The sequence below is a fragment of the Bradyrhizobium sp. UFLA06-06 genome, from assembly GCF_054820065.1.
In genome coordinates, this window is record NZ_JADFUD010000068.1 from 1 (window position 1) to 12,614 (window position 12,614).

Here is a 12,614-nt window from a genome sequence, read left to right on the forward strand (position 1 = left end):
CTCTAACCTTGTGGGACTGAGTAAAAATGCGACTGCCCGGCCATGATGCCTGCTGATCGGCTCTGAAGGACCGCCCCCTCGACATTGTCGGCCCCCAAACGTTCGATAGTCCGGAGGTCCGCGACGCGCAAACGGAATTATTACGCGCACAGCGGCCGAAACAAGCAAAATCGACCCAGTTTCCCTCGGTCTCAGCCAAGTTCGCGCGCATCTTGGGCCACAATTTAGGGCCCGGTCAACTACCAAACCTCGCAATTGATTCAGATGACAGACGAATGTCAACTTCACTGCGAATGTCAGCCGTTCAAGCGCCCAAGGAGTTGGCATGCAAGATCAATCCCAATCAGTTCTCGCCAATCGCCCTGATCATTCCGCTGATTCGTCTGCGGAAATGTTGCGAGCCGAGGTCTGCTCCAGCAGTCAACTCTCGTTCCTTATGGAAGCACATGACGGCCTCTCCGCCGCAATCGCCGAGCGCGCGGGTTTCAAAGGGCTCTGGGCATCTGGTCTGTCGATCGCCTGCTCCCTCGGTTACCGCGACGCGAACGAAGCGTCCTGGAGCCAACTCGCGGACGTAATCGAGCGGATCGTGGACTCGACTCGACTGCCTGTCCTCGTCGACGGCGATGGCGGCTTCGGGAATTTCAACAATGCTCGTCTGCTGGCGCGCAAACTCCATCAACGGGGCGCAGCCGGTGTCGCGCTGGAGGACAGCTGCTTTCCCAAGACGAACTCGTTTGTTGGCGATCGGCATCCGCTCGCCGATGTCAACGAATTCTCCGGCCGTCTGCGCGCGGTGAAGGATGCAGTGGCCGAAGACTTCGTTCTTGTGGCCCGGATCGAGGCACTGATCGGCGGTAAAGGGATGGACGAGGCAATTATGCGCGCTCACGCTTATGCAGACGCGGGGGCCGACGCGATCCTCATTCACTCGCGAAGGAGTGCCGCAGATGAGATCCTTGCGTTCGCACGCGCCTGGCAGAACAAGTTGCCGGTCGTGATCGTTCCTACGAAATATTATCGAACATCAGCGTCCGTGTATCGCAAAGCTCGCATCTCCACGGTGATCTGGGCCAATCACTCAATGCGAGCGGCAATAGCGGCAATGCGGCAAGTCTGTCATCGAATTATGACCGAGGAGAACACTGCGAGCATTGAGCCTGGTATCGCGACGCTTGATGAGGTCTTCGAACTGCTAAGATATGACGAACTGGCACGAGCGGAAGCTCGATATCTGCCCGGGCAGCGATGCGGGGCTTTTCATTCAGATGGAGGCATCGATTCCGTAGGACAGCTGACATGAAACCGTCTGCCATACAATGTGGCGCAGGGACTCACAATGGCACGGCAGCTCTTCAGCTAGCTAAGTGGACGGCATGCTTTGGTAGCAATTTCTCGGCCTCTCAGGGGCGATCAAAACCACCGACAAGTCAAATGAATGATGACGTCGGCTTCATGAGCAATTGTCCCTTTTGGTAGCGACAAGCTTCGTCGCAGCGCCAGTGACATGCCGGATTAATGGAGAACGCACATGTTGGCGGAGCGAACAGCCCTGTTCAAATACCCGGACACCGCTGCGGCGTGGACCGCGGCCAAAGCAGCTGCCGTGAGCGCCGAGCATATCATCGATCTGACCGCCGAAGAGATCCGGAGTGATCTAGCGCCGATGGTGCGCGAGGGCACGATCATCGCGATCAATCGCAGCATCAACCGCGACACCGAGACAGGCGCCCCGACGAAGCTCCGAGACGCGATCGCTCGCAGAATTTCCAGCGAGACCGGTCAACCCTGGTCGACGGACGAAGTCGCAGTTACGAGCGGCTCCAAGCATGCTCTCTTCAACGCAGCTATGGTGCTTCTGAATCCAGGAGATGAGGTGCTCATCCCCGTTCCACATTGGACTTCTTTCCCCGCGCAGGTCCTCTTGGCAGGCGGAGCGCCGATTTTCATCGAGACAAGAGATAACAATTACGTGCCGAAGCTTTCAGATCTGGCTTCGGCAGTCACGTCAAAGACTAAAGCGATCGTTGTCAACACCCCGAACAACCCGACAGGCACGATTTACGACTGCGAAACTCTTGCTGAAATTGCGCAGCTTGCGGCTGAGCGGGATCTCTGGATTGTGTTCGATGAATGCTATGGGGCTTTCGCCCATGCTCCATACATCCATCATCCGATCGTCTCGGTCGCTCCTGCGGCGCGTCACCGCACTCTAATCGTTAATTCGTTCTCCAAATCCCTGGCCCTGACCGGCTGGCAGATTGGTTATCTCGCCGGCCCAAAAGCCGTTATTAGCGCCGCGCTGGCGCTTCAACGCGATACGGCCTGCAACCCAGATGTCATTTCCCAGCATGCGCTGCTCCATCATTTGGACTCCGGTGATGACGCCTTCCAACAAAAACTTCAACGTCAGGTCAACGAGGCGCGAACGCTTGGGCTCTCGATCCTCTCGAGCCTGACGTCGATCCCCAAACCTGCAGCCCAGGGCGGATTCCACTTCTATCTCGATCTTAAAGGATGGCGGCAAAGCACCAAGGGGCCCGGCCCCGAATTCAACGCCGATGACGTCGTTAACGTATTACTGATGGACGCCGGTGTCGCGACAGTTTCGGGCACGATCTTTGGCGATTCCGACGGGGTCCGGCTCTCCTATGGGGTTGATCTTGGCTCGCTCGACAAGGGCTTGCGGCGTCTGTCCGCAACCTTGAACACGTGGAACTGAAATCCTGGTGGGTTCGGCGTGCTTGGGCTTGTGGAGGGTTATCACTATGCCCGAATTTCCTCTCCGCGCTATCGTGCTTGCAGCCGGCCTCGGCTCACGCCTGCGGCCGCTGACGGATCTGCGGCCAAAACCACTCGTCGAGGTTAACGGCATGCCGATCCTGCATAACGCCCTGCGGAACCTGGAGGCCGTCGGCGTCGGTGAGGTGACGGTTGTCGTGGGCTACCGCAAGGACGCCATCCAGTATGCATGCGGCAGCCGCTTCGGCGGGGTTCAGATCAACTACGTCGAATCGACGATTTTCGATCGCACCGGCAGCGCTTATTCCCTCTGGCTGGCGCGTGAGGCGCTGCTTTCAGGGGACTGCCTTGTCCTCGAGGGAGACGTTTTCTTCGAGCAAGATGCATTGCGCCGCCTGATCGGCCCAGCGAGCGATGTGGCAGCAGTAGCTCCCTTCGACAAATCGATGGAAGGGTCTGCAGTTCTTTTGTCGGATAACGGCTTCATCACAGGTTTCCGCATGAAGCAGACGGCGGCCAACATTGACACAGCCGGCCCGCAGCTTTTCAAAACTATGAACCTGCTACGATTTTCGGGCCCGACCCTCAAGGCAACAATCGTTCCAGCCCTGGACGATGTTATCGGGTCCGGAGCCAAGCAGGCCTACACCGAGGAGCTCCTTGGCTATCTGGTGGAGAGGCGCGGCCTGCAGCTTGCAGCCGCGCGATGCGATGATCTCAGGTGGTGCGAAATCGATACCGCCGAAGATCTGCGTCTCGCAGAGCGCATCTTCTCACGAGCGCATGCCGCTCGCCAATCGTGTGACCCGCGGGATCAGTGAGGTGCCAATGCTAAGATACCTTTGGGATCCCGCAAACGCCATCACAGCGGGGGGGCTTGTTTTTTCTTCCGCCAGCCTATTCCTCGCCTTGTCCGGGGACCTTGAGCTATCAGTGGCAGTGGCTCTTTGGGCTGTCCTGGCAGATCACCTCGACGGAATCGTGGCCAACCGCACGCCGAACCGCGACCCGGACGTTGCAAGAATGGGCAAGAGCCTGGACGGATTCGGGGATATTATCTATGGAGCCGTCCTGCCCACGGCAATTGTGATTCAGCTCAGCCACGCTTCCATTCTTTCCCTGGCGACGGCCACTGCCCTGCTCCTGACGGGAGCCATCAGGCTTAGCTATTTTGCAAATTTCGGCCGATCGTCGGACGGGCGCTTCTTGGGTGTGCCTTTGTCGTACGACGTGCCGCTCATGGCTCTCTTGTTCCTTTTACAGCCGTTGATCGGAGCCGAACTATTTGAGTGGCTCGTGAACGTCTGTTTCCTGCTGCTTGCCGCCGCTCACGTGGCGTCCATTCGCGTGCCGTCACCCAGCCCGGCAATGTATGCGGCAATCAGCATCTTCGTCGTGGCGTCTTCAGCCGCCTTAGCCAGCCGTTCTCTTTGACAGCCATGGGCAGATTGTCGCGCTACGTGAAGGTGGGCATGATCCGAGCAACTGGCAGGGTTCCTGGCCGGACCTGCTATATTCGGGTCCAGAGCCGCTTGCCTGAACCTTGCTTCTTTCTGAGGTCCGAAACAGCCCGGCATCACGTACTTGGTCGCGAGATACTTATTGTCGAAGCGATGATCGTACCTGCACCGAGGTGGCTGGCATGACCATCCGGCCTGAACTCTTGCAGCGCCCCGATCTGCGTCAACGAGAGCACGAGCGAGGCTGGATCTTTCGGGAAATCGGCGTCGAGCCGTTCATTCAATGCGCCGGTGTGCGCACGTTATATGGAGCAAGCAATCCGAGTGACGAAGTCATCGCGGCCATGAACGCGGCTGCAGAGGCATTCGTCGACATGGATGAATTGGCTGAGGCTGCAGGTCGACGGCTCGCTGAACTCACTGGCGCCGAATGGGGTGTGATTACCGCCGGCACTGCGGCGACACTGGCGCTAGCCACTGCGGCGTGCATCGCCGGAAACAATCCGGAATTGATGTTGCGATTGCCGGAAACATCGGGGCCGCGCAAGAAGGTATTGATCCCCTCTGATCAACGGTTTTCCTATGAACAGGCAATCCGTATCGCAGGCGGCGAGATTGTGAGTGTTGCCACTGTAGAAGGGCTTGCGGAGGCATTGGACGGAAGCGTCGCGATGATCTGCCTGCTCGGCCGCATGGATTCAGCGTCCGCTTTGCCATTGAGCGCAGCCGTCCCTCTCGCCCGTGCCAACGGCGTGCCGATTCTCGTCGAGGCCGCCGGGCTTTCGCCAGAAACGCCTGATCGCTGGATCAAATGCGGCGCCGACCTGGTGGTTTATGCGGGCGGCAAATATATCCGAGCTCCACAATCCACTGCGATCGTGCTCGGTAGTGAACGGCTATGCAAGGCAATCTGGTGGAACGGAGCGCCTCACCAGGCCTTCGGCCGAGCGATGAAGGTGGGCAAGGAGGAGATTGTGGGTGCTGTCGTGGCACTCGACCGCTGGATCAATTTTCGAACTGCAAAACACGACCGTGACCAGTGGCTTCCGCGCTTAAAGCTGATTGAGGCGGAGCTCAATTCCCGGCCCGGCGTCAGAACTGAGGTGCTGTCCTGGCCTGGTTCTGTCACAGCAGTTCGGCTCAAGGTGAGCTGGGACGAGAAGGTCGTTCCATTCAGCGCCGAAGATCTTCGGCTTGCGCTCTTACGGCAGCGACCACGGATTCTTATCCACGATTTTTGGTCAACGCCGACCTCGATCGTGCTTGACCCCGTCAATCTCGGCGATGACGAGGCGGAGATCGTCGGCCGTGCTTTGGCAAGCGCATTTCATGAACCGCGGTGCATTGCTGAACGACCTTCACCGCTTCGGGCAGAAGCCGACGTCTCAGGGAGTTGGCGTATCGAAATTCAGTTCCTTCATGGCTCGGCGACACATCATCTCGATCTTGAGCAGAACGAGATGCTCATATCAGGCGTTCATCACACCGGATCATCTTCCGGCAAGCTTTCCGGAGAGATTCACGGCGACCATGTCCGCTTCGAGGCTGCACACGAGCAGGTACCGATGTCCCTGTTCTATGGCTTCGAGGGCAAGGTCGCCGAAGATGGCACTATCAGTGGAACGGTCCAGCTCGGTGGCAGCGCCAAAGAACATCTCGGACCAGTTTTCAAGGGCCAATACGGTTCGGCGGAATTTCATGCATCGCAACGTTCGCTCAATTCCGGATAGCTCGACCAAGGTCATGGATATTATCGCGCCGAAATCCAAGGGAGATTCAAATGAACGTTCGGACGATCGAAGTGGGATCCCAGCATCCGTTGAGCTTGCATGGCAAAGTGGCGTTGATCGTTGGCGGCTACGGAGCGATCGGCACAACAATCTCCGAAGTGTTGACCCTTGCCGGTGCGACCAGCATTATTGCGGGACGAAATAGAGACCGGGCGTGGGCTCTGGCCGCTGAGTTGGCCACGCGAGGCTTCTCTGCGCATGCTATCGAGCTGGACGCGTGCGATGTCGGCGCGGTGCATGCGCTCTCTGCGTCCTTGAAGCAACAATATGGTTCTATAGATATTCTGGTGAACTGCACCGGCTTCAACAAGGAGCAGATGCTGCTTGAGGTAACGCCGGAAGCCTTCGATGAGGTCTATTCCAGGACATTGCGTGCCGGAATGTTTCTCTCCCAGGCGGTCGCTGCTCAGCAATTATCCGCTGGAAGAGGCGGGAGTCATATTCATCTTCTTTCCGTGCGCTCATCGCTTGGCTTCCGAAACCGCGGCTATAGCGCCTTTTGCGCCGCCAAAGGCGGGCTCGCCGTATTGTTGAAGCAACTGGCAACGGAATTGGGGCCGTACGACATCACCGTAAATGGTGTCGCACCTGGACTGGTACGGACGCAGAAGAATGAAAAAGCCTTCGATGACCCGGCCGCATTCAAGCGAGCCACGGTGAACATCCCGCTTGGGCGATTGGCTACGCCTGAGGATGTCGCGGGAGCTGTGCACTTCTTCGCGTCTTCGCTATCAAGGTTCGTGACGGGCCAGATTCTTCGCATAGATGGCGGGCTGACCGCCAGTACATGAGCAGACTTTCCAGGAAGGAGGAGCCGATGAAAATCGGAGTCGTCGGGGCTGGTATCATTGGCAGCTCCATTGCTTATCACCTTGGGAAGGCCGGTGCGCGTGTGACCGTTTTCGATATTGGCGAACCTGGCAACGGCGTCTCCTCCACATCGTTTGCATGTCTTAATGCGTTTGGGCAAGCCGAAGCCGACCTGCCGCTTAGGCTCGACGCTATCAAGTACCACAGCATGATCGCTCGCGACGTCGGAAGCGAGCGCCACCTCCACACGACTGGAACGCTGCGGCTCGCTTCCTTTGGGAATGATGCTGCAAAGCTCGAACGGAATGCCAAGGCCCTTTCCAAGTACGGAAGTCAGGTGGAGTCCATTTCACCGGCCGCCGCGGGTCGCCTTGAGCCATCTATCAGGACCGAATCGGCCGCCAAAGCAGTTCTTGTTCCGGAAGAAGGATGGGTGAATGCGGGAGCGCTATGCCGGGCTCTGATAGACCGCTCTACCAAGCAGTTTGCGGTTCGGTATCGGCGGGAGCGAGTACTAGGTCTTGAGAGCCTTCAGTCACAGGCACGACTGCGCCTTACGACAGGAATTGAGGTATTCGACTCCCTCGTGCTGGCGGCCGGCAATGACACCAATGCACTGCTCACGCCTGCCGGGTTCACCCCACTTAGATTGACAACGGCACCTGGACCGCTTGTGGACCTCTCTTGTTCGCTGGGCTCGCAAGGCGTGCGACGGGCTGTCTACGCCGACAAGCTCCATATCAGGCCGGGCGACCACGGAGGGCTTCTGGCTGGCGTCGCTGCGGTCGCTGGTGACGCCCCCGAGCACGAGCGAATGGAGGAGGAGCGCCGTTCTCTGATTAGCTCGGCAAGCCAGTGGATCATGAATTTCGCGGAAATGGGACAAAGATGGACAGTTGGTGTACGCCCGATGCCGGCGGATGGTCGGCCGATGATTGGCGCTCTCGACGAAGACCGCACCGTATACGTTGCGGTCATGCACGGCGGAATAACCCTTGGTCCGTTAGCAGGACGCCTCGTCGCGTCTGAAATAGTGGAAGAGAACGAGGCCATCGAGCTAGGCGCCTATCGGCCGAGGCGATCAATTGCGCAAGATGCCGATTGGCGTAAGCAACCGCTGCCACCAGACCGTTCAACGTAGCCACGGAAGCGCTGGAGCAGGATCATGGATACGCATGAGAAAGCTAGAGGTAGTGGTCAGCCGAGCATCGACTTATCGGCAGCCGCCGCCCACAAACTCGGAGACGTTTGTCTCAGGGCGGCATCATGATCGAAGGATTACTGGCGGCGTGCTGTGCGCCCGAATGCCGCGATTCCGGGATCGTAGAAATCGAGCGAAAGCTAAAATGCCTTGAGTTTCCTTGCCACAAAATGCGTTCAGACCCAACCGGCTCCTGAAGCCGACGCGCGGCCCAAGCCCGGCAGAAATGCCATAAGAGCAACGGCAACGGGCGCCCTTCACACTCACGTCGCGCAACCGCTCGGCAAAGCGTATCGCGACGAAGACGAGTGGATTGCGAGGCTAGCCTCCTGCCCGGCGCGGCTCTCCCTCTCCCAACCTGCTCGACCCCATCCGGATCCTTCACAAGCCCGGCGCTTCCGGCTTCTTGCGTTGATGGCATCAACAGCTTCTTCTGCTCGCCGGTTGCCTTGAAAATTCTTGGCGCCCACTTGGCCCATGTGTCCCCACCTCGCCGCCCGGGGAACTTGTCTCCGACTGCAACAAGGATTGGCAGGAAAACGGTCGAAAAGCCCACGTTTTGGGAGGCTCTAGGAGGGATCGGATTGCGCGGACCGGAACGCCCCTATAAGGCGAACAAGCGCGGCGTTCGCGCAGGTAATCCTCCGCTAGATGAAACGCCTCCGAAGCACAGCCAAGATTCAAATCGTCCGCGCGCTGCGGCGTCGGGAGCGGCGCGAGCGACGGCGCCGTTCCCTTCTGCATCTTCGAGCCCTGGCTCGAGCCAATCGTGTAGCGGAGCTGAAGGTTTATCGGGCCGAATTCGAGGCTCAGTTTCGCGTCGAGGCCCCTGAGCAGCAGGCCCGTGTTCCTATTATGATCCCCGCCAAATTCTCGCTCCGCGACAATTATGCACAGAGTGTGGCGGCGATTGAAACCATTCGCGAACTCGTCCTCAACCAGCGCACGCCGGTTTTCCTGTACTTCGATCACCTCAGAGAGCTAGAGCCAGCAGCGGCGCTTTTGCTCGTTGCAGAGGTATTTAGATGCCGCCAACTCCGGATTTGGCGGGGCGGATCTTCCGTGGTCGGGAACTACCCATCGGACAAAAACATCTTCTTTCAATTGCGGGAGATGGGTTTCTTCAAGGTGCTGGGCCTTAATGGGATTGACGAGATGCTCGACGCCCGGCCTCGGGGCGAGCGCCCCCACTTCCTTCGTTTCCTCAGCATGAACTCCGTTCATCCGCAGCTGGCGGCCGACTTCTGCGATCTGGTCGTTCGGAGCGCATTCAAAATGACCGACCTCGCAAAGAACCGCATGGTTGCCGCGCTGAAAGAGGCCATGGGAAATGCACACGAGCATGCCTACGTGATGAAAGGGGATTACGATGTGATGCCGCGGCGATGGTGGTTGGCCGGCTACCTTAACCCTGTTCACAAAGAGATGATGGTGCTTATCTTGGATCAAGGCGTGGGCATCCCCAGGACTTTGCTGCCAAACGCCTTCGAAGCACTCACCGCCATTATGAACATGACCTGGACGCCGACCGACGGGAACATGATTGCTGCAGCGACCGAATTGCACCGGACTTCCACCGCCCAACCTGGCCGCGGGCGGGGCTTCCAGGACATGAAGCGCTTCATTGACACCTGCGATGACGGAGAATTGCGGGTCTGCTCGAACCGGGGCGTCTACACCTACTCGAAGCTAAATCAAACCATCTCAGATTTTCCCACCTCGATCGGGGGAACTCTGATAGAATGGCGGATCAGACACACGGGATCTGCGTTGGAGATCCAGGATGAGTGAACGCAAAATTTCGCTGGCTCAGGATTTCAGCCGCCATATCGGGCCACGCTTCATTAAGCAAGGCCCTTTCAGTGGAGAGAAGTTCAGGAAGGTCCTCGTCGCCGAATTGAAGAAGAATGACGTGGTCACGGTCGATCTCGATGGCACGACCGGGATCGGCTCGTCCTTTCTGGACGAGGCATTCGGTGGGCTCGTCTTCGCCGAAGGGATGACCAAGGCTGACGTCCGGCGCCGCGTTCGCGTCAAGTCGGATCTCGACGAGAGCTATCTGGCGACAGTCAACGAAGCGATCGAGCTCGCTCAGTCGCCGAAGACGGCAGCGCATGCCCACTGATGGCACAGCCGGTCACGATCAACATCGGTCCCGGCTCCCAGACGCAGACCTTCACCATTCAACTGGAACAACGTCCTCCCTCGTGGACGGATTTTGCGATTTACGCCCCGACTGTGCCCGGGCTAATGGTTGCCATTCTGGGATTGTGGGTCGCTCACAGATTTGCAGTGGCGCGCGACCGCAGGAAGGAAATCGTCGACCTCAAGGAGTTTGCGAAAGATGCGCTGACCGCCGCCCAGGAAGCCTGCGTGGCGGCGTGGATTGCCTCTCCCGATGAGACGCGGGTCGAGAAGGTCATGGCTGCCAAAGGCAAGCTTCAAGAGCTAGGCATCGCCGCAACTGATCTTCGCCGGCGAACGAAGCAGGGTTGGATCACAGATATCCGACACGTGTTTATCGACTGTCCCCTAGCGATCAACATCGTTCACGACATCGCGCGACTTCGTAACCTGGTTACAAACGATCCCTTCGACGACCCTCAGCGGCAGGCCGACAATGCCAAGGCCGAGGAAATTTCTGCGGTTGCCAGCGAAATCAGAAGTCGCATCGACTCGCTGTTCTATCAGCTTTACCCCTGACGCTGACGCGTGACGCGAGTCATCCACCTCAGGCACAAATGGGGAGCGGGCCGCCTCGGCGAGCGAACTTGGACAGGCGCCATTCGGTCAGACCCGCCCCAGATCCTTCTCTTCCCAGTGGCAATCGTTCGGCCCTCAGGGCGCTGATCAGTTCTGGCGCTCGCGTGCCTCGTCGTGACTATCGCTTCTGCAGATAGTCACCCGAATGTTGCATGCACGTAGTCGCACGATGCGCAGGATTTCACCCTTTCGTTGGTCAAGACGCGCATTTCTCGCGCGCGTCCATGATATGGATAGCTATTGACGCGCTTTGGGGGAATGGTGTGCGATGCCCAAGAATATCGTGATCTTCTCGGACGGCACAGGCCAGGCCGGCGGCATCAAATTCGACGAAGCCCGGACGAACGTATACAAGCTCTATCGGGCGTGCCGCGTAGGCCCGGACACAAAGGTCGAACCGGCCGAACAGGTCGCCTTTTACGATGTCGGACTTGGCTCAGCATCCGATGGTGGTCACTTCAAAATCGGCTGGATGCGTTGGCTCTACAATCTCGCCAGCATGGCGACGGGGCTCGGCATCACGCGGAACATTGTCGACTGCTATGCGGCAATTATCAGCCTGTACGAGGAAGGTGATCGCATCTATTTGATCGGCTTCAGTCGCGGCGCATATACAGTGCGCTCGGTTGCGGGCGTCATGTCATCGTGCGGTATCCCGCGCAACCTACCCGACGGCTCCCCGTTACGCCGCGATCCGAAAAGCATCCATAAGCTCGCCGAGCACGCGGTAAAGAACGTCTATCAGTTCTGCCCGTCTTATAGCCGCAAGGATACGAAAGGCTACCGTCAATTCCTGCTTGAAACCCGCGACGCGATCGCTGCGGAGTTCAGGAAGAAACATGGCAGTTCGCAGACAGCAGGCCGCACCGAGCAAGCGAACGTATTTCCATACTTCATCGGTGTCTTCGATACGGTGGCGGCTCTCGGGCACAAGTATCTCGGGCCGGCGCTGGTGGTCTTCGCGATCGCGCTCTTGTTCGGTCTGAATTGGGGCGGCAGCCTGCTCGAACCCGTTTTCCCTTGGGCGGGGCTCGCCGTCCGGATCCTGAGTTACCTCGGGGTCGCCGCGGCGGTAATCGCCTTTATCATCAACTATCTGAAGATTGCACCGCCTCTGCCGGGTTATAGCTTCTGGAAGCGAATGCTGACGCTGCACCTGGCACCCCCCAAACACAAATTTTATGACACCACGCTCAACAGGAATGTCGGCTACGCCAAGCATGCGATTTCGATCGACGAGAACCGCGCTGATTTCAAGAGAGTGCCTTGGACGCCGACGGCAGATAAGGAGGACGAGCGCGACGCTCTGGGCAACCTTTACTTTGAGCAGGTATGGTTTCCCGGCGTCCATGCCGATATCGGCGGCGGCTACCTGGAAAACCACGCTCGTCTGTCGGATGTTGCCCTGAACTGGATGGTTGCGGGCGCATCCCTGATTCCACATGGGCTCAAGCATGACGGCAGCGTGTTACGGCTTTCGCCTGATCCCGCTGGTCCCCAGCACAACGAACAGGCGAATGGATTTCTCAGGGCCGGCGTGCGTTACCTCCCGGTGGACCCGAGAACAGGCCAATCCGCCTCACCTATGCACAAGTCCGTCTACGAGCGCTTTGCGGCCGGTTCGGTCCTGCTATACGATCGAATAGGAGAGTATCGCCCGGACAATATGAAGGCCCACGTGGACTTCAGGCACTACTTCGATCAAAGCACGGCGCAGCCGGCCAAGTACGTCGCTGACGATCTCGAACTCAAATGGGAGAAGGCCAACCATGTTGGCCGCCTATAGACCGCGCCTTCATGCTCACCTGCCGTCATGGGCCTTCAAGTTCACGAATTTAGACCACCGGC

At 58.4% G+C, this 12,614-nt stretch carries 11 protein-coding genes; all 11 read left to right on the forward strand.

Annotated features, from left to right (window positions below; translation table 11 throughout):
- Positions 1-391 precede the first annotated feature (391 nt).
- The 11 genes from aepX (at position 392) to IF803_RS35680 (ending at position 12,552) form a co-directional block, all read left to right on the forward strand.
- Entirely contained in the window at positions 392-1,303 is a 912-nt protein-coding gene (aepX, locus tag IF803_RS35630; RefSeq protein ID WP_461195473.1) for a phosphoenolpyruvate mutase, read from the forward strand.
- 228 nt (positions 1,304-1,531) lie between these two features.
- Positions 1,532-2,722, forward strand: coding sequence for a pyridoxal phosphate-dependent aminotransferase (locus IF803_RS35635; protein WP_461195442.1), 1,191 nt, complete (start codon positions 1,532-1,534; stop codon positions 2,720-2,722).
- 46 nt (positions 2,723-2,768) lie between these two features.
- Positions 2,769-3,563 carry a phosphocholine cytidylyltransferase family protein gene (locus tag IF803_RS35640; protein WP_461195443.1) on the forward strand — a complete coding sequence of 265 codons (795 nt, stop codon included), beginning with the start codon at positions 2,769-2,771 and terminating at the stop codon, positions 3,561-3,563.
- A gap of 7 nt (positions 3,564-3,570) precedes the next feature.
- On the forward strand, positions 3,571-4,176 hold the full coding sequence (locus IF803_RS35645; RefSeq protein WP_461195444.1) for a CDP-alcohol phosphatidyltransferase family protein: 606 nt from the start codon (positions 3,571-3,573) through the stop codon (positions 4,174-4,176).
- 208 nt (positions 4,177-4,384) lie between these two features.
- The gene (locus tag IF803_RS35650) at positions 4,385-5,932 is read left to right on the forward strand and encodes a hypothetical protein (protein WP_461195445.1); all 1,548 of its coding nucleotides are present in this window, start codon (positions 4,385-4,387) and stop codon (positions 5,930-5,932) included.
- Positions 5,933-5,982: 50 nt separating this feature from the next.
- Positions 5,983-6,783 carry an SDR family NAD(P)-dependent oxidoreductase gene (locus IF803_RS35655; RefSeq protein ID WP_461195446.1) on the forward strand — a complete coding sequence of 267 codons (801 nt, stop codon included), beginning with the start codon at positions 5,983-5,985 and terminating at the stop codon, positions 6,781-6,783.
- 26 nt (positions 6,784-6,809) lie between these two features.
- A complete protein-coding gene (locus IF803_RS35660; RefSeq protein WP_461195447.1) occupies positions 6,810-7,943 on the forward strand; it encodes an NAD(P)/FAD-dependent oxidoreductase in 1,134 nt (377 codons plus the stop codon).
- A gap of 711 nt (positions 7,944-8,654) precedes the next feature.
- Entirely contained in the window at positions 8,655-9,794 is a 1,140-nt protein-coding gene (locus tag IF803_RS35665; protein WP_461195448.1) for a hypothetical protein, read from the forward strand.
- Positions 9,787-10,128 (forward strand): STAS-like domain-containing protein, encoded by a 342-nt coding sequence (locus tag IF803_RS35670; protein ID WP_461195449.1) that lies wholly within the window; start codon positions 9,787-9,789, stop codon positions 10,126-10,128. Before IF803_RS35665 ends, IF803_RS35670 begins: the two co-directional genes overlap by 8 nt.
- Positions 10,128-10,706: a hypothetical protein gene (locus IF803_RS35675; RefSeq protein ID WP_461195450.1), complete on the forward strand. Its 579-nt coding sequence runs from the start codon at positions 10,128-10,130 to the stop codon at positions 10,704-10,706. Before IF803_RS35670 ends, IF803_RS35675 begins: the two co-directional genes overlap by 1 nt.
- A 328-nt stretch (positions 10,707-11,034) precedes the next feature.
- Positions 11,035-12,552 carry a DUF2235 domain-containing protein gene (locus IF803_RS35680; protein WP_461195451.1) on the forward strand — a complete coding sequence of 506 codons (1,518 nt, stop codon included), beginning with the start codon at positions 11,035-11,037 and terminating at the stop codon, positions 12,550-12,552.
- The last annotated feature ends 62 nt before the right edge of the window (positions 12,553-12,614 follow it).